Annotated in this window: 24 protein-coding genes, 1 tRNA gene and 2 pseudogenes; 19 read left to right on the top strand and 8 right to left on the bottom strand. The window is 65.3% G+C overall.

What is annotated here, in order from left to right:
* Positions 1 to 5 precede the first annotated feature (5 nt).
* The 15 genes and pseudogenes from C7H73_RS08900 (at position 6) to C7H73_RS08835 (ending at position 11,058) form a co-directional block, all read left to right on the top strand.
* Positions 6 to 79: transfer RNA gene (locus tag C7H73_RS08900), tRNA-Gly, on the top strand.
* A 177-nt stretch (positions 80 to 256) separates the two neighbouring features.
* A complete protein-coding gene (locus C7H73_RS08895; RefSeq protein WP_106846312.1) occupies positions 257 to 1,492 on the top strand; it encodes a tyrosine-type recombinase/integrase in 1,236 nt (411 codons plus the stop codon).
* 108 nt (positions 1,493 to 1,600) lie between these two features.
* Positions 1,601 to 1,852, top strand: a complete 252-nt coding sequence (locus C7H73_RS08890; RefSeq protein ID WP_106846311.1) for a hypothetical protein — start codon at positions 1,601 to 1,603, stop codon at positions 1,850 to 1,852.
* 91 nt (positions 1,853 to 1,943) lie between these two features.
* Positions 1,944 to 2,435 (top strand): thioredoxin domain-containing protein, encoded by a 492-nt coding sequence (locus C7H73_RS15525; RefSeq protein WP_157948339.1) that lies wholly within the window; start codon positions 1,944 to 1,946, stop codon positions 2,433 to 2,435.
* A gap of 57 nt (positions 2,436 to 2,492) precedes the next feature.
* Positions 2,493 to 2,738 (top strand): helix-turn-helix transcriptional regulator, encoded by a 246-nt coding sequence (locus C7H73_RS08885; RefSeq protein WP_106846310.1) that lies wholly within the window; start codon positions 2,493 to 2,495, stop codon positions 2,736 to 2,738.
* Positions 2,735 to 3,643: a hypothetical protein gene (locus C7H73_RS08880; protein WP_227001313.1), complete on the top strand. Its 909-nt coding sequence runs from the start codon at positions 2,735 to 2,737 to the stop codon at positions 3,641 to 3,643. The genes C7H73_RS08885 and C7H73_RS08880 overlap by 4 nt, the downstream gene beginning before the upstream one ends.
* A 3-nt stretch (positions 3,644 to 3,646) precedes the next feature.
* Positions 3,647 to 4,765 (top strand): hypothetical protein, encoded by a 1,119-nt coding sequence (locus C7H73_RS08875; protein ID WP_157948338.1) that lies wholly within the window; start codon positions 3,647 to 3,649, stop codon positions 4,763 to 4,765.
* A 133-nt stretch (positions 4,766 to 4,898) separates the two neighbouring features.
* Positions 4,899 to 6,104 carry a phage major capsid protein gene (locus C7H73_RS08870; protein WP_106846308.1) on the top strand — a complete coding sequence of 402 codons (1,206 nt, stop codon included), beginning with the start codon at positions 4,899 to 4,901 and terminating at the stop codon, positions 6,102 to 6,104.
* A gap of 10 nt (positions 6,105 to 6,114) precedes the next feature.
* Positions 6,115 to 6,702: an HK97 family phage prohead protease gene (locus tag C7H73_RS08865; RefSeq protein ID WP_106846307.1), complete on the top strand. Its 588-nt coding sequence runs from the start codon at positions 6,115 to 6,117 to the stop codon at positions 6,700 to 6,702.
* Positions 6,699 to 7,900 (top strand): annotated as a pseudogene (locus tag C7H73_RS15890) (phage portal protein). The gene C7H73_RS08865 and the pseudogene C7H73_RS15890 overlap by 4 nt, the downstream one beginning before the upstream one ends.
* Positions 7,897 to 8,322 carry an HNH endonuclease signature motif containing protein gene (locus tag C7H73_RS08855; protein ID WP_106846306.1) on the top strand — a complete coding sequence of 142 codons (426 nt, stop codon included), beginning with the start codon at positions 7,897 to 7,899 and terminating at the stop codon, positions 8,320 to 8,322. Before C7H73_RS15890 ends, C7H73_RS08855 begins: the two are co-directional and overlap by 4 nt.
* 28 nt (positions 8,323 to 8,350) lie before the next feature.
* The gene (locus C7H73_RS08850) at positions 8,351 to 8,761 is read left to right on the top strand and encodes a terminase (protein ID WP_106846305.1); all 411 of its coding nucleotides are present in this window, start codon (positions 8,351 to 8,353) and stop codon (positions 8,759 to 8,761) included.
* Entirely contained in the window at positions 8,758 to 10,263 is a 1,506-nt protein-coding gene (locus tag C7H73_RS08845) for a terminase large subunit (RefSeq protein ID WP_106846304.1), read from the top strand. Before C7H73_RS08850 ends, C7H73_RS08845 begins: the two co-directional genes overlap by 4 nt.
* Before the next feature lie 214 nt (positions 10,264 to 10,477).
* On the top strand, positions 10,478 to 10,747 hold the full coding sequence (locus tag C7H73_RS08840) for a head-tail connector protein (RefSeq protein ID WP_106847602.1): 270 nt from the start codon (positions 10,478 to 10,480) through the stop codon (positions 10,745 to 10,747).
* Positions 10,747 to 11,058: a phage head closure protein gene (locus C7H73_RS08835; protein ID WP_106846303.1), complete on the top strand. Its 312-nt coding sequence runs from the start codon at positions 10,747 to 10,749 to the stop codon at positions 11,056 to 11,058. The genes C7H73_RS08840 and C7H73_RS08835 overlap by 1 nt, the downstream gene beginning before the upstream one ends.
* Before the next feature lie 146 nt (positions 11,059 to 11,204).
* Here C7H73_RS08835 and C7H73_RS08830 read toward each other — a convergent pair.
* From C7H73_RS08830 to C7H73_RS08810, 5 genes and pseudogenes are all read right to left on the bottom strand, one after another.
* Positions 11,205 to 12,049: pseudogene (locus C7H73_RS08830) on the bottom strand (isocitrate lyase/PEP mutase family protein).
* A 39-nt stretch (positions 12,050 to 12,088) separates the two neighbouring features.
* On the bottom strand, positions 12,089 to 12,568 hold the full coding sequence (locus C7H73_RS08825; RefSeq protein ID WP_106846301.1) for a carboxymuconolactone decarboxylase family protein: 480 nt from the start codon (positions 12,566 to 12,568) through the stop codon (positions 12,089 to 12,091).
* 118 nt (positions 12,569 to 12,686) lie between these two features.
* A complete protein-coding gene (locus C7H73_RS08820; protein WP_106846300.1) occupies positions 12,687 to 13,613 on the bottom strand; it encodes a pseudouridine synthase in 927 nt (308 codons plus the stop codon).
* An 86-nt stretch (positions 13,614 to 13,699) separates the two neighbouring features.
* Positions 13,700 to 13,990: a hypothetical protein gene (locus C7H73_RS08815; protein ID WP_106846299.1), complete on the bottom strand. Its 291-nt coding sequence runs from the start codon at positions 13,988 to 13,990 to the stop codon at positions 13,700 to 13,702.
* Between the two features lie 22 nt (positions 13,991 to 14,012).
* Entirely contained in the window at positions 14,013 to 14,243 is a 231-nt protein-coding gene (locus C7H73_RS08810; RefSeq protein WP_106846298.1) for a hypothetical protein, read from the bottom strand.
* Positions 14,244 to 14,461: 218 nt separating this feature from the next.
* On the opposite strand from C7H73_RS08810, the gene C7H73_RS08805 reads away from it, so the two are divergent.
* Positions 14,462 to 16,786, top strand: a complete 2,325-nt coding sequence (locus C7H73_RS08805; protein WP_106846297.1) for an AsmA family protein — start codon at positions 14,462 to 14,464, stop codon at positions 16,784 to 16,786.
* 89 nt (positions 16,787 to 16,875) lie between these two features.
* Here C7H73_RS08805 and C7H73_RS08800 read toward each other — a convergent pair whose 3' ends face one another.
* The 3 genes from C7H73_RS08800 to C7H73_RS15520 form a co-directional block, all read right to left on the bottom strand.
* Positions 16,876 to 17,700: a sensor histidine kinase gene (locus C7H73_RS08800; protein ID WP_193483920.1), complete on the bottom strand. Its 825-nt coding sequence runs from the start codon at positions 17,698 to 17,700 to the stop codon at positions 16,876 to 16,878.
* A 68-nt stretch (positions 17,701 to 17,768) separates the two neighbouring features.
* Complete coding sequence (locus tag C7H73_RS08795) at positions 17,769 to 18,479, bottom strand: response regulator transcription factor (protein WP_193483919.1); 711 nt, start codon at positions 18,477 to 18,479, stop codon at positions 17,769 to 17,771.
* A 207-nt stretch (positions 18,480 to 18,686) separates the two neighbouring features.
* Complete coding sequence (locus C7H73_RS15520; RefSeq protein ID WP_157948337.1) at positions 18,687 to 19,076, bottom strand: hypothetical protein; 390 nt, start codon at positions 19,074 to 19,076, stop codon at positions 18,687 to 18,689.
* A 115-nt stretch (positions 19,077 to 19,191) separates the two neighbouring features.
* Here C7H73_RS15520 and C7H73_RS08790 point away from each other — a divergent pair, with 115 nt between their 5' ends.
* From C7H73_RS08790 to C7H73_RS08780, 3 genes are all read left to right on the top strand, one after another.
* Positions 19,192 to 19,767, top strand: a complete 576-nt coding sequence (locus tag C7H73_RS08790; RefSeq protein WP_106846295.1) for a hypothetical protein — start codon at positions 19,192 to 19,194, stop codon at positions 19,765 to 19,767.
* Positions 19,768 to 19,844: 77 nt separating this feature from the next.
* Positions 19,845 to 20,276 carry a hypothetical protein gene (locus tag C7H73_RS08785; RefSeq protein ID WP_106846294.1) on the top strand — a complete coding sequence of 144 codons (432 nt, stop codon included), beginning with the start codon at positions 19,845 to 19,847 and terminating at the stop codon, positions 20,274 to 20,276.
* 83 nt (positions 20,277 to 20,359) lie between these two features.
* Entirely contained in the window at positions 20,360 to 22,078 is a 1,719-nt protein-coding gene (locus C7H73_RS08780; RefSeq protein ID WP_106846293.1) for a DUF4384 domain-containing protein, read from the top strand.
* Positions 22,079 to 22,095: the final 17 nt, after the last annotated feature.

Genomic DNA, 22,095 nt, shown 5'->3' with positions numbered 1-22,095 from the left:
GCCACGCGGGTGTCGTTCAATGGTAGGACTCTTGCTTCCCAAGCAAATAACGTGGGTTCGATTCCCATCACCCGCTCCATTGCAACATTTCATGTTGCGTCATAAGCAGTCAAAATCCCCTTTTGAATCAATAGCTTAGACGGTTTTACCCGTCATAGGCAGTCATGTTGCGCCATTGAAGCGCATGGGGAATGGGGGTACAACATGGGGAACGTCCCCGGTTTTGGGGGCAAATCCTCAAAACTGTTCCCCCAACATGCTGACCAACGTCGAAGTCCAGCGGGCTACATGCCCCCAAGACCAGCCGCGCGCCCGCTTCACCGACAGCGGCGGCCTATATCTTGAAGTGTCCCGAGCCGGCTCCAAGCGCTGGTTCTGGAAGTACCGCCACGACAACAAGGAAAAGCGCCTCGCGCTGGGCAGTTTTCCTGAAGTCACGCTGAAGGCGGCCCGAGCTGCACGCGACGATGCACGCCGCGTTCACTCCAAAGGGCTGGACCCTGTGCAGCAGCGCAGAATGGAAAAGGCCGCTGCCAGGGTGAACAGCGCAAACACCTATGAGGCCGTGGCTAGGGAGTTCCACCAGCTCAAGGAACGCGAGTGGAGCGCCGCCTACGCTGAGAAGTGGCTGCGTATGCAGGAAGCCAACCTGTTTCCCTACCTGGGCGCCCTGCCTGTAGCGGACATTGCCCCGCCCCTGGTGCTGGACACCATTCGCAAGGTGGAGAGACAAGGAAAGAACGAAACCGCCCATTCCCTGCGCCAGTACGCTGGTCAGACGTTCCGCTATGCCATCGCCACCGGGCGGGCGACCAACGACCCTACCGCCCCACTCAAGGGCGCATTGCAAGCCGTGTTGGTGCGCCATATGGCGGCGGTGCTGACGCCAGCCGAGGCTGGGCAGCTACTGCGCGACATTGCCGTGTACAACGGCAGCCCTATCACGCGTGAGGCGCTAATCCTTTCCGCGCTCACGTTCCAGCGGCCGGGCGAAATTCGTCAGATGGAGTGGGCCGAACTGGATTTTGGAAAAGCCCTGTGGACGATCCCAGCGGCGAAGATGAAGCGCACCAAGCAGGCCAAGATCAACGGCCGTCCCCATTTGGTGCCGCTATCCGAACAGGCGATGGCATGCCTACGCCGCCTCAAGCCACTAACCGGACAGCGCAAGTACGTGTTCCCGTCGCTCTTAGGCGAAGGGCGCTGCATGAGCGACAACACGCTGAATACTGCCCTGCGGCGCATGGGCTACGACAACGAAACCATGACCGCCCACGGCTTCCGTGCCATGGCCCGCACGCTGATCGTGGAGAACTTGAACGTCGCGCCCGACGTGATCGAGGCCCAACTAGCCCATGGCAAAAGCGGTCCGCTGGGCATGGCATACGACCGTGCGGAGTTCATGGACCAGCGCCGCAAGATGATGACCGCATGGGCCAACTACCTGGACAAACTGCGCGAAGGCGCGGACGTGATCCCGCTGCGCGCCTGAGATACCGGCACGCCCTGCACCGGACAAAGCAGGGCAACAAGGCGACAGCCGAGGCGACGCAACCGCCAAGGCTGTCTGACCATCAACCGATCGAGAGAGGATCAACCAATGGCTACCGACATTCTCACCGGACCGAATGCGCTGGAACGAGCAACTTCGCTTGACCAGATTCATGACGGCCTGACCAAGGCGCAGGCGCTGCTGTGCATGACGTGTGGCGGCGGCGGCGAGAGCTTCCGGGATATGGCGCCCATGTATCAAGACAACTTCCTTTGGACAGTGTCAGACCTGGTGGATAGCGCGATGGAAGGGTTAAACCGCCTGCTGGACGAGCGCATGGCTAAGAAGCAACCTACCTGACCTACCCCATTTGCCAGCCCTAGGCTGATCCCCGAAAACCCGTTTCCCTGACGGGCTGGGCGGGCACCTTTTCAGGGAGCGTGAGGGACGCATGGATAACGATGATTTTGACGAACTAAGCGATTTGGAAGTCTGGGATCTGTGGGTGCAGTCGGACGAAGGTAAAGCGCGGGAAAAGATTTACCAAACTCTGCTGGATCTCGAAAGTGATCCTGAGGTAAAGAAATCGGATACCTGCCTAGAGTTTTTGCGTTTGATGCGGGCCTTTGAACCATCCGACCCATCTATAGAGAGCATTCAGGACATAGTTGATCGACTGAACGACGGTTTTAATACACTGCGAGCAAAAAAGAATGCTGCCGTGCGCCATGAACAATCGAGGAAGGCGAAGGCTTTTGTGCTGAGAGAGTGGGCGCTCCATCGTGCCGCTTATAACGGCAACAAATCAGCATTCACGCGGGACTACGTGAAACGTGTACGCAATGAATTTGATGTTGTAGTAACTGAAAAGCAGATGCGCGAAGTATGGCTAAAGAACACCCCGCCTGCTGGCAAGCCGGCCTGCTTGCTAGCAGGCGGGTAATGACTGAGCGCAGCTAGAAAAACACCATTGCACCCGTGTTCATTCACGAGGTGCAAAGTGCAACCCGCAACTACCCAACCCCGCCATAAGCGCGCGCCGCTCCAGTCGGTTTACGCGCTCCAGATCGAAGAAGCCCTGCTAAAGATTCAGACGGTGATCGAAGTCACCGGCCTGTCTGAATCAACTATCCGCCGCCGGGTGGCTGAGGGCAAATTCCCCGCACCCGTCAAAGACGGCACCCGCTGCACTCGTTGGGTAGCCGGGCAGGTTTCCAACTGGCTGCGAGCCAAGGGGGCAGCATGACCGCCCCGAAGCGCAAGGGACGCGGCAAAGCCGCAAAAAGTCTGGAAATCATCAAGGCATCGATTCGCATCTTGGAGGAAATCCAGCCCGCCAGCGTACGAGCTGTTTGCTACCGGCTATTCACTGAAAAATTGATCCCCAACATGAGCAAGGGCAGCACCAATGCAGTGGGGACACAGCTTGTTTATGCCCGCGAAAACGGTCTGATCCCCTGGGAGTGGATCGTGGACGAAACCCGCGAAGCCGAGCGCACCAGCTCATGGAGTAACCCCGAGTCCATCATCGGCGCTGCTGTGAGGCAGTACCGCAAAGACTACTGGGAGATGCAACCCCGTCGCGTGGAGGTGTGGGCCGAAAAGGGCACGGTACGCGGCACCGTGGCCCCCGTTCTGAGCAAGTACGGCGTCACGTTCCGCGTAATGCACGGGTATGGAAGCGCGACTTCCATTTACGGCATTGCTCAGGAAACCCTTGATAGCACCAAGCCCATGACAGTGCTCTACATCGGCGACCACGATCCGAGCGGGATGCAAATGTCGGAGCGGGATATTCCGACCCGCCTTGCCCGCTATGGTGGCACCGCTGAAATCATCCGCATCGCCCTGGACGCCAGCGACGTGACAGCCGACACGAAACTGCCGTGGTTCCCCGTGGAGGACAAGGTGGGGGACACCCGGCATGACTGGTTTGTAGAGAACTACGGGCACCGCTGCTGGGAGGTAGATGCATTGTCCCCTGTGGTGTTGCGCGAGCGGCTGGACGCCGCCATCGAGTCCATGCTGGATGCGGACGCCTGGAATCACGCCATCGACATCGAAGCCGCAGAAATCGAGTCCATGAAAAGCATCATGGGCACTTGGAAGAGTATTTCAGTGCAGGCCCCGAAATACTCGCCCGGAGCCTGACCCATGCAGCCCGACTTCGTAGCTATCCCTGCTGAGCTGCGCAGCGTGCCGCGCTGGGTAGTCTGGAAGGGGCCGAAGGTGCCTTACGCCCCCACCGCGACCAACAGCACGGCCAGCGTGACCGACCCTAGTACCTGGGCCACCTTCAATCAAGCCCAAACCGCCTATGAGGAAGGAGGCTACTCAGGCGTGGGGTTTGTTTTATCTGGTGATGGCATCGTGGGAGTGGACTTGGACAAGTGCGTCCATGCGGGCGAGCCTGAGCCCGCCGCCCTGGACTTGCTGGATCGCATCGGCTGCGATTACATCGAACTGAGCCCGAGCGGCACCGGCCTGCGCGGTTTCGGCTACGGCGAAAACATTCCCGGCAGGCGGGGACGGTTGGACGGCGTGAACGTGGAGCTGTACGCCAGCAAACGTTACCTGACCGTCACGGGCCATCCCATCAAGTCGGGACCGCTCGTGCCGCTGCGGGGCTTTTCTGAGGTGGCCCATGCCATTCGGGAAGCTACCCCACAGAAGAGGACAGAAGATGACGTAGGCAATCCTCTGTATTCTTCTGTGCTCTTCTGTGGGGTGCCGCCTGCCAGCACCTTGCCAACACAGGAGGGGCAGCGCAACAGACGCTTGTTTGAGCTAGCACGCTGGGCAAAGGGGGCACGCCCGGAGGCGACCCGCGAAGAGCTGCGCGCTATCGTGCAGGAGTGGCACCGGTTGGCAGAACCCGTGATCGGCACAAAAGACTTTTCGACATCATGGGCCGAATTTCTGACCGGCTGGGACAAGGTGCGCGCGCCCCACGGCGAGGTTATGGGCGGCATCCTGCGGAACATCGACCACGCGGCACCGCTGCCCACTGGGATTGAAGCGCTGGGCTACGGGGCAAGCGCGATCCATTTGGTTCGTGTTTGTCGCGCATTGCAAGCGCATCACGGCGCCGAGCCATTTTTCATTTCGGCGCGACAGGCAGGCGAGGTGCTGGCGCTCGGCCACAAGGAAGCCGCATTGATGCTGCGCGCGCTGGTGGCAGATGGCGTCCTGGTGCTGGTTTCGAAGGGGGCTGGCAAAGTTGCCAGCCGCTACCGCTTCGCCTGGAGTATTTCAGTGCAGGCCCCGAAATAGTCCACGCCCCCGCCCCGAGCGGGTTTTTTCATGTCAGCACTATTGATAAATTGCATGGGTTTATGGTAGTCGATAGAATATAGCTATCGACAACCGCCCGGCGATTGCAGGGCACCTATTGAAAGTGACCCCTATGCAACTCGCAGCCATCCGCGAAGCCCGCGCCGCCAAAGTCCACGAAGCCCGCAGCCTGCTGGCCGGTGACAAGCTGTCTCCTGAGCAGCAAGCCGCCTTCGACAAGCTGAAAGGCGAAATCACCAGCCTGGAAGCCGACGAGGCCCGCGCCCAATTCCTGGAGGACGCCGAGCGCCGCAGCGCCGGCCCGCTGGACAAGGCCCGCAACGAGCTGCACGGCGCCGTCAGTCTGGTGGAGGCCATCGCCTGCCAGGTGGAAGGCCGCGCCGCCGCTGGTGCAGTGGCTGAGTATTCGCGCGAGATCGAGCAGCGCACCGGAAAGAAGGGCGTGTTCGTCCCCCTGTCGGCCTTCGAGGCCCGCGCGCAGACCACCACCAGCGCCGCAGGCATCGTGCCCGAGGACTTCCGCCCGGATTTGTTCGTCGGCCCGCTGCGCAACAGCTTGGTGATGCGCCGCCTGGGCGCCCGCGTGCTGACGGGACTTCGCGGCGACGTGGTGATCCCCCGCCAAAAGACCAGCCATGTGGCGCAGTGGATTGCCGAGGGCGAGAGCCTGACGGAAAGCGGGATGACGTTCGACCAACTGACGCTCAAACCCCGCCATGTGGGCGCGCTGACGGAATTGAGCCGCCAACTGATCCAGCAAGCCAGCCCGCAGATCGAACAACTTGTTCGTGATGACATGAGCGCCGTTCTGGCCGAAGCGTTCGACCTGGCCATGATCAACGGCGACGGCGTGAAGGAACCCCTGGGGTTGCTGAACACCCCCGGCGTGCAGACCGCCAACCTGGCCACCCTGAGCTGGGACACGGTTCAAGCAATGATGCTCAAGCTGGGCGTCAAGAACGTGTCGCCTACCGCCTGGCTGACTTCCCCCGGCGCCGCCATGAAGCTGGCCACGACGCTGAAAAGCAGCACGGCCGGCGCCGGCTACCTGCTGGAGAACGGCACCCTGGCCGGCCTGCCGGTGGCAGTGACCAATCAGGTTCCGGGCAAGGGCACCAGCCCGGTGAAGGGTCAGATCGTGCTGGGCGACTTCACGGAAATGTTCGTGGGCGTGTGGGACAGCGTGCAGATCCTCGTGAACCCCTACGCTGAGACCGCCTACAAGCGCGGCGGCGTCATGGTGCGCGCCCTGATGACCGCCGACGTTGCCGTGCGCCGCCCCGAGGCGTTCGTTGTTGCGTCCGACGTAGCCCTGTAAGGAGCTGGCCATGCTGGAAGTCCGTTCCACCCACGGCCTGGCCAGCAATGGCCGCGCCCTGTCCGGGTATGCCGCTGTGTTCAACAGCGAGGCCAACCTAGGCGAGTTCTCCGAGGTGATCCGCCAAGGCGCGTTCCGAGACACCCTGGACAGTGGCGCCAACGTGCGCGCCCTGTACCACCACGACGGTTCCGCCCTGCTGGGCACGACCCGAGGCGGTAGCTTGAAGCTGCGCGAGGACGCCAAGGGCCTGGCCTTCGAGCTGGCCCTACCCGACACCACCCACGGCCGCGACCTGGCCATCCTGGTGGACCGTGGCGACGTGGCCGGGTGTTCCTTCGGGTTCCGTGTGAAGGAAGGTGGCGACCGCTGGGAGCAGCGAGGTTCGACCCTCGTTCGTGAGCTGCTGTCGGTTGACCTGGTGGAAGTGACCCTGACCAGCGACCCGGCCTATTCAGACACCACGGTGGCACTGCGCAGCGCCAAGGAAGCCGCCGACGCGCTGGGCATGGATGAGTTCCTGCGCGACCCCATCATGACGGGCGAGTATCGCCAGCGCCCCGGCGTCAATTTCCTGTGGCTGGAGCTGTGCCGATGATGCGCCGCATCCTGTCGGCCATCGGCCTGGAGCGCCGCACCTGGAGCGCCACCGGCATGAACGGCTGGCCCGAGCTGCCCGGCCCGTCCGTGGTGACGCCTGCCACCGCGCAAGGGGTTTCCGCCGTCTATGCCTGCGTGCAAGCAGTGTCTGAGACCGTGGCGTCCCTGCCGCTGGTATTGCATCGGCGCATGGAAGGTGATCGAGAGCGCGCCACCGATCATCCGCTGTACCGGGTACTTCACGACCAGTTCAATGCCGAGCTGACCGCCCTGGAAGGCCGGGAATACCTGATGGCGTGTGTTCTGTTGAAGGGCAACGGGTATGCCCGCGTGGTGCGCGGCTGGGACGGCCAGGTCCGGGAGCTGCACCCCATCGCACCGGACACCGTGCAGGTGCGCCGCACCCCGGCCGGCCTGGTGTACGAATACAGCGACGGCACCGGGACATTGCAGCGCCTGCTGGCCCATGAAGTCCTGCACCTGCGCCACCGCCTGGCAGACGACGGGATCATGGGCGTGTCGCCCATCACCGCAGCGCGCGGCGTGATCGAGCTGGCCCTGAGCGAGCAGGACCACGGCCGCAACACCTTCAACAACGGCGCCAAGCTGCTGGGCATCCTCAAGTTCCCCGGCAAGCTAAAACCCGAGCAGCGCCAAGCCATCCGGGAAAGCTGGGCCAGCCAGCACGCCGGCAGCGGCAATGCCGGGCGCACTGCGGTTCTTGAGGAAGGCGTGGACTTCGCCCCGTATCCATGAGCCTGGAGGATGCGCAGTGGATTGCCGCCCGCCAGTTCTCCGTGGAGGAAGTTTGTCGCCTGTTCCGCGTCCCGCCTACGCTGGTCGGAGACTTGCGACACGGCAACTACTCCAACAGCGTGGAGCTGGCCCGCCAGTTCGTGACGCTGAGCCTGCGCCGCCACCTGGTGGCCTGGGAGCAGGCGATTGCAAAACAACTGCTGACGGACGCCGGACGCCGGACCTACTTTGCCGAGCATGTGGTGGAAGGCATCCTGCGCGGCGACAGCGCCAACCGGGCAGCGTTCTACAGCAGCGGCATTACAGCCGGCTGGATGCTCCCGAGCGAGGCCCGCAAGCTGGAGAACCTGCCGGTGATCGAGGGCATCGACAACCAGCCGCGCCAGGCCACGGCCACCCCCGCCCCACTGCCCTACCCGTCCAAGGAGGCCGCAGCATGAACCGCCCGATCCTGACGCTGCCGAAGCGCGCCAAGGCCACCGGACGCGACAGCGACCCCCGCCGCACCCTGCCCCTTAACGGTGCCGCCTGGCAGCGCCTGCGCGCGTCTGTGCTGGCTGGTGAGCCGCTTTGCCGTGACTGCCATGCACGCGGGATCGTGACCGAGGCCACGGACGTGGACCACCACGACGGCAACCCCGGCAACAACGACCCGGACAACCTTGTCCCCCTTTGCCACGCTGACCACAGCCGCAAGACCGCAGCCAGCCACGGCAAGCGCGTAGCCATGGGCCACGACAGCGACGGCCTGCCGCTGGACCCCTCGCACCCATGGGCACGGACCTGCCGACTGTTGCAGCCGCGCGAGCCAGAAATCGCGGGAGAGTTTTGCCCGCAGACCGCCCTGTCCCCCTCGCTTTAACGCTAGGTGCTTAAAAAATAGGCAACCCATGAGCAAGACCCGCCGCCCCCGCTCCGACAGCGCCGCCTATGCCGCCCAAGCGCACCAGAACGCCGCCCAAGGCGCTATCGAGCCGCCCGCCTATGTGACCCTGCCCGAGCCGTGCCGGCCCTTCTGGCAGGCCATCGTGACCAGCCGGGCCCGCGATACCTGGACAGATTCCGACCTGGTGATCGCGGCGAACATGGCCCGCGTGCAGCACGCCATCGAGGCCGCCGACGTGGGCAGTGACGACCACGCCAAGCTGACCCGCCTGGCCCTGGCCCTGTCTCGTTCGCTGAGCGTTCACACGACCGCCACCGCAGGCCGCGCCGCCAACCTGGTGGGCGCCTCGACAGCCGAGCGCAAGGCCCGCCAGGACGAAGGCGACGACCTGATCCCGAGGCTTCGCGCCGTATGACCCGCGCCGCCCGCGTGATCGAGTTCATGGAACGCTTTTGTGTCGTTCCCGAGGGCGCGCACGTGGGCAAACCCCTGGTGCTGGCCGACTTCCAAAAGCAGTTCATCCGGGACGTGTACGACAACCCGGCAGGCACGCGCCGCGCCATCCTGAGCTGTGCCCGCAAATCGGGAAAGAGCGCGCTTACTGCCGGCCTGCTGCTGGCGCACCTGATCGGACCCGAGGCCCGGCAAAACAGCCAGATCGTGTCTGGCGCCATGAGCCGGGAGCAAAGCGCCCTGGTGTTCAACCTGGCGTGCAAGATGGTGCAGCAGTCCCCCCGGCTGGCGCCGCTGGTGCGGATCATTCCATCGGGAAAGCGCCTGATCGGCCTGCCCATGAACGTGGAATACAAGGCCCTTGCCGCAGACGGCAAAACGGCCATGGGCATATCGCCGGTGCTTGTCATTGGCGACGAATGGGGCCAGGTGCGCGGCCCGCAAAGCGACTTCATCGACTCCCTGCTGACAGCGCAAGGCGCCCACGAAAACCCGCTGCAAATCATCATTTCCACGCAAGCGGCATCGGACGCCGATTGGCTGAGTGTGCAGATAGATGACGCCCGCGCATCCGCTGATCCCCGCATCGTGTGCCACGTGTTCGAGGCGCCGGCCGGGTGCGAGCTGCTGGACACCGAGGCATGGCGTGCAGCAAACCCCGCCCTGGGCTTGTTCCGCTCCGAAGATGACCTGCGCGAGCAACTGAGCCAGGCGCAGCGCATGCCGAGCATGGAAAACAGCGCCCGCAATCTGCTGCTGAACCAGCGGGTCAGCACTGACGCCCCCTTCATATCGCCAGACGTGTGGAAGTCCTGCGCGGCAGGTGTCGGAAACTTTGCCGACACCCCTGTTTACGCCGGCCTGGACCTGAGCGGCCGCGTTGACCTGACGGCCCTGGTGCTGATCGGCCAGGACGACGCTGGCGTGTGGCACGTCCAACCCCACTTCTGGACGCCTGAGCAAGGGCTACACGACCGCGCCCGGCGTGACCGTGTTTGCTATGACGTGTGGCACCGGCAGGGCTTCTTACGCACCACCCCCGGCGCCACCGTGGACTATTCCCACGTTGCAGCCGACATGCTCGAAATCCTGGACGGCCTGGACGTGCGCGCTATCGCCTTCGACCGCTGGCGGATCAACGAGCTGCGCCGTGAGCTGGACCGCCTGGGCGCCGACCTGCCGCTGATCGAGCATGGCCAGGGCTTCAAGGACATGGCCCCCGCCCTGGACGCGCTGGAAGCCGAGCTGCTGAACGGGCGCATTGCCCACGGCATGCACCCCGTCCTGACCATGTGCGCGGCCAACGCAACGACCGTGCGCGACCCGGCAGGCAATCGCAAGCTGGACAAGCAACGAGCCACCGGACGCATTGACGGATTGCAGGCCCTGGCCATGGCCATGGGAGCTGCAAGCAAGGCAGAGCAGGCCCTACAGCACGACAGCGAGGGGTTCATGTTCGTGTGAGTTTCACCCTAGCCGGGAAGGGGCCGCAAGGCGTAGCCCGGACGCGGATAAGTCGGTGAGTGCCGCGATTCAGCAAAACCCCGACAGCCGGCAGCCCTGAACCTGGGGCGTGGTCGGCGGCCCGTCAGAGCCGCGCCTGGAAAACGCAATCTGACCGCCTGCGCGGCCTGTTGACAGGGGGCCGGTGGCAGGCACCTACAACGAAGGGAAAGACATGATCGACCTGAACGACGCCAAAGCCCATTTGCGCGTGGACCACGACGCCGAGGACGCGCTGATCCAGCACCTGGTGGCCGCCGCCGAAACCGCCGTGCTGGACTACCTGGGCACCGAGACCCTGCCAGCCGCACCCCCTGTTCATGCCGCCTGCCTGATGCTGGTGGGCAGCCTGTACGAGAACCGGGAGACCCTGAGCGACCGGCCGCTACATGAGAACCGCCTGTTCGACCGCCTGCTGAACCCCTATCGGGTGATGGTGGCGTGATGCAGGCCGGGCGCCTAGACCAGCGCGTGACGCTGGAGAAATTCACCACCACCACGGACGGATGGGGCCAGCCTGTCCAAAGCTGGACACCCCTGGCCACCGTCTGGGCAGCAGCAGAGCCGCTGGTGGGCCGGGAGTTCATCGCAGCGCAGGCGGCGCAGTCCGAGGTGACGGCCCGCATCCGCATTCGCTGGCGTGGTGACGTGAACAGCCAGGTGCGCGTGGTGCATCGCGGCAAGACCTACGACGTGCAAAGCGTCATAGACCCGCGCAGCGAGCGCAAGGAGCTGATCCTGATGTGCAGGGGGTGAGAACGGATGGGCTTCCCAAATCATGGGGAACATCCTGGGGAACAGGCAAAAACTAAACGCTCAAAAGTGAGTGTTCATGCGGGTTTCATAGGATTGTTCTATTCCCATCACCCAAAGCCCTTTACAGCGCGGCGACAGGCTGCCCTTCAGTCCTGAAGCCGCCGCGTCGGCCCGCTGAACAGCGCATTCAGCTCCCCCCGCCAACCGCCTCGGCAAACCCATCGAACCTTCCCTGCTCGGCGAGCGTGCGCGCCGCCTGCATGAAGCCGCCCCAGGCCGCACGCGCCAGCGCTCCACCCACGCTCACGCGCCGCACCCCGAGGGTGGCCAAATCCTGCAGCGTCAGGTCACCGGCCCAGCCGATGAGCACGTTGACCGGCTTGGGCGCCACGGCTGCAACCACCGCGCTGATCTGCTCGCGCGTTCGGATACCCGGGGCGTACAGGCAGTCTGCACCCGCCTGCGCATAGGCCTGCAGACGCGCGATGGTGTCGTCCAGGTCGGGGCGGCCGACGAAGAAGTTCTCGGCCCGCCCGATCAGCAGCGTGTCGCCGCCGGCTTCGTCGATCGCAGCGCGCGCCGCACGCATGCGGCGGACGGCTTCGGCCCTGTCGCGCAGGGGCGCTTGCGGGTCGCCGGTGGAGTCTTCGATGGAAATACCGGCCACGCCGGTGTCGATGGCCATGCGTACGCTCTCGGCCACGCCCTCGGGTGTCTGTGCAAAGCCGCTTTCAAAATCCGCGTTGATGGGCAGGTCGGTAGCTGCGGCCATGTGGCGCAGGTGCGCAAGGGTCTCAACCCGGGACAGCTGCCCGTCCGCGCGGGCGCACGACCAGGCGTAGCCCGAGCCGGTGGTCGCCAGCGCCTTGAAGCCCAGCGCCGCCAGGGCGCTGGCGCTGCCTGCGTCCCAGGGGTTGGGCAGCACAAAGCAGCCCGACTGGTGCAGCGCGCGGAAGGCGGAGCGCTTCTGGCGGGCATGGGGGTGGGCCATGGGGTTCTCCTTGCCCGAACCGGGGTTGCGCTGCCGCCTTCAGGACAGGCCGGCCTTGTCCAGTCCGTAAGCCTTGTCGAGCGCGCCTGGCTCGCCGCGGAAGGCCACATTCAGTCTGTTCCAGGCGTTGATCGCCATGATCTGGAAGGTCAGGTCGGACAGCTCTTTCTCGCTGAAGTGCGCGCGCGCCTGCGCATAGGTCTCGTCGGACACGCCGTGCGGACTGAGCTGCGTCAGCGCCTCCGTCCAGGCCAGGGCAGCGCGCTCGCTGGGAGTGAACAGGGGCGACTCGCGCCAGATGGCCAGGTGGTGCAGGCGCAAGGGCCGCTCGCCGTGCATGGTGGCCTGCTTGACGTGCATGTCCAGGCAGAAGGCGCAGCCGTTGAGCTGCGAGGCCCGGACCTCGACCAGGTGGCGCAGGCCGGGCTCGGCGGCGGATTTGGCAAGGCAGTTGCTGAACTCCAGGAATTTGCCGAACAGCTCGGGGGACTGCGCCTGAGGATTGATGCGCTGGGCCATGGTGCAACCTTGTTCTCATTGGGACGTTAGATCGCCCCCCATGCCTGGACAAGGAGGGCGCCAGCCATTGCACTCCAGCGCGCTTTCCCCTGCGGTCGCCGCGGCCTTAGGGGCTGCTTCAAGCCTTTGCCAGGCCAGCCAGCGGCCGCAATCGCAGCCCGCTGGCGAATTGCCGATGCTGGCCCGTGACAGGGTCCTCGAAGGCCAGCGCCTGCGCCAGCAGCTGCAGGGGGCTGGAATAGTCCCCTGGCGCCGGGTCGTTGACCTCGGGGTACAGCGTATCGCCCACCAGGGGCAGCCCCAGCGCCGCCATCTGCACGCGCAGCTGGTGGCGGCGGCCGGTCACCGGCTCCAGCCGGTAGCGGGCGTAACCGCCCAGGCGCTCGATCATGTCGATGCGGGTGACGGCATTGGGCACGCCCGGCACCTCGTGCATGCGAAAGAAATGCCCGCTTTCCTCCAACCGGCTTTGCTGCACGCGCGGCAGTGGCAGGTCGTCGCGCCACGGCGCGATGGCTTCGTAGATCTTGCGCACCGTGCGCTCGCGAAACAGCGCCTGGTAGCGCCCGCGCGTGGCGCGCTGCACCGACAGCAGCACCAGCCCGGCCGTGCCGGCGTCGATGCGGTGCACGGGAGACAGCTCGGGCAGGTTCAGTCGCCTCCTCAGGCGCACCAGCAGCGTTTGCTGCAGGTAGCGGCCCGCCGGCACGACCGGCATGAAGTGGGGCTTGTCGGCGACGACGATGCGCTCGTCCTGGTACAGCACCGCCTCATCAAAGGGCAGCGGGGCCTCGTGCTCTAGCTCGCGGTAGTAGTAGTAGCGCAGCCCGGGCGTAAAAGGGGTAGTGGCGCTGGCGGGCAGGCCGTGTTCGTCCACCACGTCGCCGGCGGCCATGCGGCGCAGCCAGTCGGCGCGCGCCACGGCGGGCAGGCGGCTGGCCAGAAAGTCGAGTAGCGAACCAGTGCCGGTGGAAGGCAGCACCACGCAGCTGGGACTGACGCCTTCGCGCAGGGGCAGCACGCGCGGGTCATGGGGGTTGTGCATAGGGCCCGCATTGTAGAAAACGCGGCGGCCATCGCTATGCTTTTGCTAGCTGCTGGCGCTTGGCCGGCAAGCGCTGGAGCCCATTTTCATTGCAAACCGGTCTCAAATACGCCGGGCAGGGGCGGCTGGTGTTCGCTGCCCTCCAGGGCGACGTCGATGGCGTGCTTGATATGCGCCAGAGTGTGCAGGTCGCCCTCGGACTGCTCGACCGCGTCCCAGCGCACGGCGTCCAGATGTGCGGCGGCGTGGTCGGTCACGGCGGTCACGCTGGCCTGCACCGGCAGGGGCAGGATGCGCCCGCCGCTCTCGGGCACGGGGATGCGGATCAGAAAGCCCCGGTAGCCTTCTTCCAGGATGCGGATGGTCTGCTCTGCCATGGCTGCCTGCTGGTGTGCAGCGTCAAGCGCGCGAGGCGGGACGAAGGCCGGCGGCGGCGTCGGCCAGGCCGCGCAGCGCGTCTTCGCGCGATGGGAAATGATCGCGGCCCAGGGCGACAGGCTGGCCGTCCACCTGCGCTTGCGAGAAGAAGTAGCGCTTGCCATCGCCGCCCAGGCACAGCATGCCCGAATAGGTGGCGCCGTCGGCCACGCCAAAGATGGTTTCCTGGGTCAGTGCTTGGGCAATTTGCATGTTGTGCGGCCTTGGTGTGAACGAGTGAGTAAAGAGGACAGAGTGGCCAATAAACCGAATGTTTCGATTCTTGATGCAACAAATGCGCGCAACTCGTAGGCCAAGGGCCCGTACACCTGCCTGCCAAAGGCGACCCGGCCCTGCGCTGTAGGACGAGCGCGGCAAGCGCCCGCCGCCTACGCACAGCGCAACGCCTTGGCCCTAGCATGCGGACGCACATGCCCACGCCTGCAGACTCCCATCCCTCCAGCGCGCCCCAGCCTCGGCGCCATGCCCGTGCCCTGCGCTGGTTCCTGATCGCCCTTGCAGCCCTGCTGGGCGTGCTGGCGCTACTGATCGTGCTGGTGACCACCTTCGATTGGAACCGGGCCAAGCCGTGGGTCAACGAGAAGGTCAGCGAGGCCACGGGCCGGCGCTTCGCCATCGAGGGCGACCTGTCGGCCCGCTGGCACTGGCCTCAGCCGCTGGAAACCGGCTGGCGCCGATGGGTGCCTGGCGTGACGGTGCAGGCGCAGCAGCTGTCCATGGACAACCCGCAAGGCTTCGCCGTGGTCGAGGCCCCGGCCAAGGCTGCGCCCGACCTGCCTGCCCTCCCGGTCAAGCCATTGCCCGAGCCACGCGCCGACGACGGGGCTGGGGAAACAGCAGGCGACCAGGCGGACAAGGGAGGCAAAACAGACAAGGCCGCTCAGGCACGCAAGGCCAGTGCCGCACTACCCGCCAGCGACCCTGCCCTGCCTGCCTCGGATGCTGCCAAGGCCGAGCGCGCCCTGGCCCTGGAAGCGGGCCAGGACGCGCAGGCCGACGCCCCGCCCCGCCCGCCCCAGGGCATGGGCACCATCGAGAGCGCCAGTGCCACCATGCGTCTGCTGCCGCTGCTGTCGCGCAAGCTGGTGCTGGACACCGTGGTGTTGACGGCGCCCGACATCGCCTTGGCCCGCCGCCAGGATGGGCTCAACAACTGGACTTTCGCCAGCCGCCATCAGGGCGAGGAGCAGCCCGGGCGCGATACCCCCTGGGACCTGCGCGTGGACCAGCTGGTGATCCGCGGCGGCTGGCTGGGCTATGTGGACGGCATCAAGAACCTGGCGCTGCGCGCGCGGGTGGACACGCTGGCGCCGGGTGACGAGCAGACCGAAGACGGCCGCTACGGCGTCCACGTACTGCTGGCGGGCAACTACGGCAAGGCCGCTATCAGCGGCGAGGGCGTGGGTGGGCCAGTGCTGACGCTGCGCGATAAGAAAGTGCGCTATCCCCTGCGCCTGGTGGCGCGTTCGGGCAACGTGCAGGTGCAGACCGAAGGCGTGCTGGACAACCCGGCCGCGCTGTCGGGCATGGACTTGCAGGTGCAGCTGCGCGCGCCCAGCATGGCCGACCTGTTCCCGCTGACCGGCCTGGTGCTGCCCAACACACCGCCCTTTCAGGTCAAGGGCCGGCTGCTGGGCAGCCTGGCACCAGACAAGGCGGTGTGGGAGTACCGCGACTTCAATGGCATCGTGGGGGACAGCGACCTGCACGGCAGCGTGACCTATACCTCCGGCAAGCCCCGGCCCAAGCTGCAGGGGCACATGACGTCCAAGCAGCTTCGCCTGGCCGACCTGGGGCCCGTGCTGGGCGCACCCAGCGGCAAGCGCACGCAGGAAAAGGGTACCGACAAGCGGCCCGGCAAGGTGCTCCCGGATGCGCATTTCGCTGCCGACCGCTGGGGCGCGATGGATCTGGACCTGGCCTTTGCCGGCGAGAAGATCATCCGCCCCGAAGCGCTGCCGCTGGACCACCTGAGCGTGCGCGCCGTGCTGGACGATCGCCAGCTGCACCTCACCCCGCTGCGCTTTGGTTTCGCGCAGGGCCGCATCGACTCGGACGTGCTGCTGGACGGACGCGCCAAACCGCTGCAGGTCAAGCTGAAGGGCTCGGTCGAGGGGCTGCAGCTGTCGGCGCTGTTCCCGAAGGTGGAGTTGATGAAAAAGAGCTTTGGCCGACTGGATGGCTCGCTGCAGCTGGCCGGGCGCGGCGATTCCATCGCCCGCATGCTGGCCAGCAGCGATGGCGGCGCACGCCTGTACATCCGCAATGGCACTTTCAGCAAGGAGATGCTGGACCTGGCTGCCCTCAACCTGGGCAGCGTGGTGGTGGCCAAGCTGTTCGGCGAGAACGAAGAGGTCCGGCTGCGCTGCGCCGTGGCCGACTGGCGCGTCAAGGACGGCATGGCGGACGCCAACCGCGTGCGCCTGAACACCGAGGAAGCCATCGTGGACGTGACGGGCCTGGTGGACCTGGGCGACGAAACGATGAGCTTGCGCATTCGCCCGAAGTCGCTGGAGTGGAAATTCCTGTCGCTGCGCACGCCGCTGTACGTGCGCGGCACCTTTGCCCACCCCAAGGTGGGCGTGGAGCCCGGCCCGCTGCTGCTGCGCGCTGGCGCCGCCGTGGCCGCCGCTGCCATCGCCCCGGCGGCTCTGGCCCTGGTGCCCATCACCGTGCCCGGGGCCGAGGACGATGCCAGCTGCGCACAGCTGCTGGCACCGCAAGGCGGCAAGTAGCAGCCGGCAGCGACTGGGCGCCCAATCAGGCCCTGGCCCGCTCTGGCTTTGCGCCAGCAGCTATCAAAAATGAAGTGCGGGCTTGCAGCTCAGCCGACGGGTAGTGCGCTGGACAGCTCTACCGTCACCCCTCCTTCGGGGGCGCTGTGCAGTTGCAGCTGCGCCCCCAGGGCGTTGGCGCGCCGGCGCATGCCGTGCAGCCCCTGGCCGCCGCCTTCGCCCTGCAGCAACTGCGGTGCCAGGCCGCAGCCGTTATCAGCCACCTGCAGCCGCCATCTGCCCCCGCTGCCCTGCAGCGCCACCCGCAGCTCGGTGGCGCCCGAGTGCTGGATGGCGTTGCTGACCGCTTCTCGGACGATGGCCACGCACTCGCGCGCCGCCTGGCCGGCGGGCCACGCGGCGCCCGGCTCCAGCGCTACCTCCCAGCGCAGCGCAATGCCACGCCGGTCCAGGGCAGGCTGCAAGCGGTAGCGCAGGCGTGCCAGGCGCTCGGGCAGGCCATCGTCGTCGCCGTCCATGGAATCGACCAGCAGCCGCAGGTCCAGCAGGCATTGCTCCAGCGACTGCACCAGCGGCCGGGCGCCGGGGTCGCTCACATCCACCAGGGCCATGGCGGCCACGATCTGCGAGCCCACGTGGTCGTGCAAGTCATGGGCGATGCGCTGGCGCTCCTGCACCACCTCGGGCGGCGTGCGTTTGCTGCGCCGCGGGCGCCAGCGCAGGGCGCGCGGCAGCTGCATCAGCAGCAGAGTGCCCAGCAAGAGCGCAACCCCCAGATTGGCCGCACCCCACTGCCGACTGCCGTGCTCACCCCACTGCCCGCCCCACACCAGCAACGCCATGCCCATGACCAGCTGCACGAACCAGAGAAAAACGCAGGCAAGTGCAAAGGCCGGCGGGCGGGAAAAAAACAAGATGTCGCTCCCTGGCAGGTCCGTTGTGGTGCGGCCACCGCCTTGTGCTCTCTGCGGGATATGCCCCGCTACAGCAATCCGCGCACCGACGCAAAGCGCACAGCCTGGGCTCGCGTGCGCACCTGCAGCTTGCGGTAGATATTCTTGATGTGCGTATTCACGGTGAGGCCGCTGATGAGCAGCCGCGTGCCGATCTCTGCGCTGGTGTAGCCGCTGGCGACCATGCGCAGCACTTCCTTCTCGCGCTGGGACAGGCGCTCGTTTTCGGCCGGCACGCGCTGCGCCGGCTGCACGCCCGTATTGCCGCTGTCAAAACGCTGCAGCAGGCGCCGTGCCAGGTTGGGTGTGATGGAGGCGCCGCCATTGGCCACCTGCAAGACCGCCTGCGGGTAATTGCCGAACCAGGAGTTCTTCACCAGGTACCCCGTGGCCCCCAGCTCGAAGGCGCGCAACACCTGCTCGTCGCATTCCATGATGGAAACGATGATCGCCTCGGCCGAAGGGCGGGTGGACTTCATGTAGTCGATCAGCGTGAAGCCCTGGCCATCGCCCAGGTGCAGGTCCACCAGCATGACGTCGAACTCATGCTGCTTGATGGCCTTGCGGCCCTCGCGCACGCTCGCTGCCTGCCCTACCAACAGAGTGCGGGCGTCCGCCATCAACTCTTGCGCGATGACCCGGCGCATGTGTGCATCATCATCCACCAGCAGCACGCGCACGGGCTTTTCCAGCTGCCCGGCCAGGAATTCGGGCCATATGGACGGAGGGTTCTCATGCATGGCGAACTGCCCTCGGGGGCGTAGCTCAGCCGTGTCCTGGACTGGTCCTTCGAACGTCGCTGTACTGGCGTAGCGCATGGTGGCTCCCTAAAGTTCCCCCTGCAAAAGTCCGGTTGCGCCTGTTTCGCAATGAGGGTGGTTGGTGCAAGGGGAATTACACAAGACGATACACAGCTTTGCGCATTTTTGGTATGGAACTTACTTCGATCACATTTTGTTAATACCCAGCACTAGGGAGGCTGGTGGTACTGCCGAAAGCACCAAACAGGTTGCCATTAAGTATTTTTGAAATATCCGACATAAACGTTTTATGCAATAGGTTCTTACCTTGATAAACATGGGGTTCAGCGCTTGCAAAGCAGTGGTGTTCTTGGTCCACACATCTCGTTGTCCGGCATTGCTTTTTTTACAAAAGTTAACTACCGCCCAGAACTTCCTCTCTTTGCGCCGGCAAGCCATCTTCCTGCCTGTACGACGCGCCAGGCGAACGCCTCTCCGCACGAGAGCGCACACCGGCAAGCGGCTACCTTTTTGCGGCCATAGCTCTCTGCCTTCTGCAAACCGACACTGCAGCCAGGCAAGAGAGCTGTCAGACATCACCCCAAATCGTCTGTCTCCCAAGCACTCTTGCCCCCGTCAGCCGTAGTCCCGGTGGTTTATAGACAGCAGTCCGGGGAGCACGGTTCTTTCGAGTCGATCCAGGAGACACATCATGAAAGTTCTTGCCCTCTTTGCCGTGAGCGCCTTCGCTACCGCCGCCATGGCTGCGCAGCCCAGCACCATCGCGCTATCTGGTCCTTCCACCCAAATCACTAATTCCAATGGCTCGGCAGTGCTCAACACTTCCGCCACAGCCAGCGAAGCGCGGCAAAACATCGCGTCCAATGCGGGCCCCGTGACAGTCCACCAGTCGGGCAGTTCGGAGCAGACTGCCAACTTGAATGGCGCGACCGTGGCCAATGAGTCCAAGACCGTAGGCTCTATGGCACGCCAAAACTTGGCCAGCAATAACGGCGAGGTGGAAATCTACGCGGCTTCGCACCAGACAGCCAATGCCAATGGCGCGTACGTCGGCAACATGGCAGACGGCGCGGCAGCTAAGGCAACCCAGAACATTGCTTCCAACTATGGACATGTGCTCGTGGCTGCAGCTTCCAATCAGTTGGCCAACTTCAACGGCGGCGCCGTGGTCAACAAGGCCAACTCCTTGTCGGTTGCCGTGCAGAACATCTCTTCCAACGACGCCTGCGCGGAAGATCCGTGCCCCGGCGGCAACTGCGCCCGCTGACAGGCTTGGCACAGCAGCAACACCGGGCCCCGCCGCCCGGTGTTGCATTTCTCACCGCATTTCCTAGGAGATCTGCCATGAACTGCCATACATCCATTCGCGGGACTGCGATGGCGCTGGCGTGCCTGCTGGTCGTCGCAAGCCAGACAGCATCGGCCGCTCCCGGTGAAGACCCGATTGCATTGGAGAAAAAAGTCAACGTCCAGATGCAGCCGCTGCCGACGGCGGCGCGCTCCAGCTACATCTATTACGAGCAGGGAATTCCTGCATGGCAGCAGGCCCGCATCACCCGCTATGTCGCCAAGGCTTTCTCCTCAGACACCACCGGCATCTACACCGAAAAAGACGTGGTCCATGCCGTGGACACCAAAGGCTCGCAGGTCGTGTGCTCGCAGTCCGTGGGCAGCAACGTGGCAGCGGCAGGCAGCGCCAAGGGCAGCCCCGGCGTGAAGACCACAGGCGATCAGGTGGTGGTACTGCGCGGCGACCTGGTCAATATCTGCTGGTAACTCCCCAGACAGCCGCAGCTACAAAGGCCACATGCCGCCCTTGTCTGGCGGCTCTTTCACAACAACGACGAGGGGCGATCACCATGAACAGCGCATCCAGGCCCGCCCGGCCCACCCATCGCGGCCTGTGGCTGATGGTCGCCACCACGCTGCTGGCCGCCGGCTGCAGCACACCCATGGACCCTCGCAAGGACAGCCAGCTGCACAGCGCGGCCTACACCACCGACCGCCCCGTGGTGCGCCCCACGCGCTCGGTGTCGAGCTTTTCCGATTCGCTCATGTGCATGGACCACATGCTGCGCGCTGCCCAGCTGCCCACCACCTTGATCACCAGCAAGCAGGTGGTGGACTATTCCAGCCGCGTGCCGGTGGCCGTCAAGGACATGATCATCACGTCGCTGTCGCAGATGTCGCGGCTGTCGAACGCCTTTCGCTACGTGGACTACGAGGTGGACATCGTGCGCCAGGACACGGTGCAAAACCTCACCACCATCCTCCTGAACAACAACCAGATGCAGCTGCAGCGCCCGGCCTTGTACGTGTCGGGCGCTATTGCTTTTGTGGACCAGAACGTCGTCACCAACCGCTTCGGTGCCGGCACGTCCGCCAGCCGGCTGGACACAGGCTACAGCAGCAACCGCACGGCCACCGTAATCGGGCTGGAGATGCATCTGGGCGACTTTCGCACGCGCACGCTCATCCCCGGGCTGGATTCGGCCAACGAAGTCGTCATTGGCGGCGGTGGCCAGGGTCTGGACGTGGCCGGGCGCATCGGCAGCTACGGCGTGAACTTCAATGTCGGGCGCGACTACGCCCTGGGCACCGGGGGCGCCATGCGCACCCTGGTGGACCTGGCCACCGTCGAGCTGGTGGGCAAGTGGGCCCGCGTGCCCTACTGGCAGTGCCTGACGCTGGAGCAAAACCACCCCGACTTCCAGCGCCAGATGCGCGACTGGTTTGCCGAGAGCGGCGGCGTGGGCCAGGCGCGGCTGGTGCAAAGCTCGCTGATTGCCCAGGGCTACCTGCAGGCCGGCGCCGATGTGCTGGCCATGGACTCGCCCGCCCTGCGCACGGCACTGGCGCAGTTCCAGGTGGACAACCTGCTCGTGCCCACCGGCGTGCTGGACTTCAGCACCTACGAGCGCGCCATGCGCCACTTCGTCGCGCTGGCGGCCGATGGTTCGCTGCAGCGCGTGGGTTGGGGCCCATCCGGGCCCACCAGCACCCTGGCGCAGGCCGCGCCGGTGCGGGGTGCGGCCCGGGGCCTGGCACTGACCAGCACCGAGGGGCTGCCGCGGCGCATCGACATGCAGATTGAAAACACCCTGCCGCCCGGCGTGCCCCCGACCTTTGAAGTGGGCGAGCAGGTCTTTGCCTCGGTCACCGTCTCGCGCACCTCGCACCTGTACTGCTACTTCTCCGACCCGGCGGGCAACGTCATGCGCCTGACGCCGAACAACGTCAACACGCATTCGCTGGTCGGCGCCAACCAGGCCGTGCGTCTGCCCGACTGGATGGTTCCCAACCCGGCGTTCGTCATGGACGCGACCAGCCCGGGCGTGGAACGCGTGGCCTGCTATGCCTCTGACGACGATGCGCTGGCGCGCCTGCCCGCCCCGCTACAGGGCGCGGGCCTGGTCACGGTGCCGGGCTACCGTGGGCTGGAAGACATCGACCGCGCCTTCACCCAGGGCCTGGGCGAAGGCCGCTTCAGCCGCGCCGAGCTGAACTGGCAGGTGGTGCCCAGGAAAGCCCCGCCGCCGGCAGCCCCGCAGCCCGCCCCAGCCTCCGCCGCTCGCTGAGGCGGGCAGCGCCTCCC

The sequence above is a fragment of the Pulveribacter suum genome, from assembly GCF_003013695.1.
GTDB classification, from domain to species: Bacteria; Pseudomonadota; Gammaproteobacteria; order Burkholderiales; family Burkholderiaceae_C; genus Melaminivora; species Melaminivora suum.
Note: the sequence above shows the minus strand (reverse complement) of the source record. Positions and strands in the feature narration are given on the sequence as shown.

What these genes read in the sequence shown, in the direction of transcription:
- C7H73_RS08870 (WP_106846308.1), top strand. Translation starts at nt 4,899, where the DNA reads ATGCAACTCGCAGCCATCCGCGAAGCCCGCGCCGCCAAAGTCCACGAA.
- C7H73_RS08850 (WP_106846305.1), top strand. Translation starts at nt 8,351, where the DNA reads ATGAGCAAGACCCGCCGCCCCCGCTCCGACAGCGCCGCCTATGCCGCC.
- C7H73_RS08890 (WP_106846311.1), top strand. Translation starts at nt 1,601, where the DNA reads ATGGCTACCGACATTCTCACCGGACCGAATGCGCTGGAACGAGCAACT.
- C7H73_RS08805 (WP_106846297.1), top strand. Translation starts at nt 14,462, where the DNA reads ATGCCCACGCCTGCAGACTCCCATCCCTCCAGCGCGCCCCAGCCTCGG.
- C7H73_RS08820 (WP_106846300.1), bottom strand. Translation starts at nt 13,613, where the DNA reads ATGCACAACCCCCATGACCCGCGCGTGCTGCCCCTGCGCGAAGGCGTC.
- C7H73_RS08790 (WP_106846295.1), top strand. Translation starts at nt 19,192, where the DNA reads ATGAAAGTTCTTGCCCTCTTTGCCGTGAGCGCCTTCGCTACCGCCGCC.
- C7H73_RS08835 (WP_106846303.1), top strand. Translation starts at nt 10,747, where the DNA reads ATGCAGGCCGGGCGCCTAGACCAGCGCGTGACGCTGGAGAAATTCACC.
- C7H73_RS08875 (WP_157948338.1), top strand. Translation starts at nt 3,647, where the DNA reads ATGCAGCCCGACTTCGTAGCTATCCCTGCTGAGCTGCGCAGCGTGCCG.
- C7H73_RS15525 (WP_157948339.1), top strand. Translation starts at nt 1,944, where the DNA reads ATGGATAACGATGATTTTGACGAACTAAGCGATTTGGAAGTCTGGGAT.
- C7H73_RS08785 (WP_106846294.1), top strand. Translation starts at nt 19,845, where the DNA reads ATGAACTGCCATACATCCATTCGCGGGACTGCGATGGCGCTGGCGTGC.
- C7H73_RS08795 (WP_193483919.1), bottom strand. Translation starts at nt 18,479, where the DNA reads ATGCATGAGAACCCTCCGTCCATATGGCCCGAATTCCTGGCCGGGCAG.
- C7H73_RS15520 (WP_157948337.1), bottom strand. Translation starts at nt 19,076, where the DNA reads ATGTCTGACAGCTCTCTTGCCTGGCTGCAGTGTCGGTTTGCAGAAGGC.
- C7H73_RS08840 (WP_106847602.1), top strand. Translation starts at nt 10,478, where the DNA reads ATGATCGACCTGAACGACGCCAAAGCCCATTTGCGCGTGGACCACGAC.
- C7H73_RS08780 (WP_106846293.1), top strand. Translation starts at nt 20,360, where the DNA reads ATGAACAGCGCATCCAGGCCCGCCCGGCCCACCCATCGCGGCCTGTGG.
- C7H73_RS08855 (WP_106846306.1), top strand. Translation starts at nt 7,897, where the DNA reads ATGAACCGCCCGATCCTGACGCTGCCGAAGCGCGCCAAGGCCACCGGA.
- C7H73_RS08865 (WP_106846307.1), top strand. Translation starts at nt 6,115, where the DNA reads ATGCTGGAAGTCCGTTCCACCCACGGCCTGGCCAGCAATGGCCGCGCC.
- C7H73_RS08825 (WP_106846301.1), bottom strand. Translation starts at nt 12,568, where the DNA reads ATGGCCCAGCGCATCAATCCTCAGGCGCAGTCCCCCGAGCTGTTCGGC.
- C7H73_RS08810 (WP_106846298.1), bottom strand. Translation starts at nt 14,243, where the DNA reads ATGCAAATTGCCCAAGCACTGACCCAGGAAACCATCTTTGGCGTGGCC.
- C7H73_RS08845 (WP_106846304.1), top strand. Translation starts at nt 8,758, where the DNA reads ATGACCCGCGCCGCCCGCGTGATCGAGTTCATGGAACGCTTTTGTGTC.
- C7H73_RS08895 (WP_106846312.1), top strand. Translation starts at nt 257, where the DNA reads ATGCTGACCAACGTCGAAGTCCAGCGGGCTACATGCCCCCAAGACCAG.
- C7H73_RS08815 (WP_106846299.1), bottom strand. Translation starts at nt 13,990, where the DNA reads ATGGCAGAGCAGACCATCCGCATCCTGGAAGAAGGCTACCGGGGCTTT.
- C7H73_RS08880 (WP_227001313.1), top strand. Translation starts at nt 2,735, where the DNA reads ATGACCGCCCCGAAGCGCAAGGGACGCGGCAAAGCCGCAAAAAGTCTG.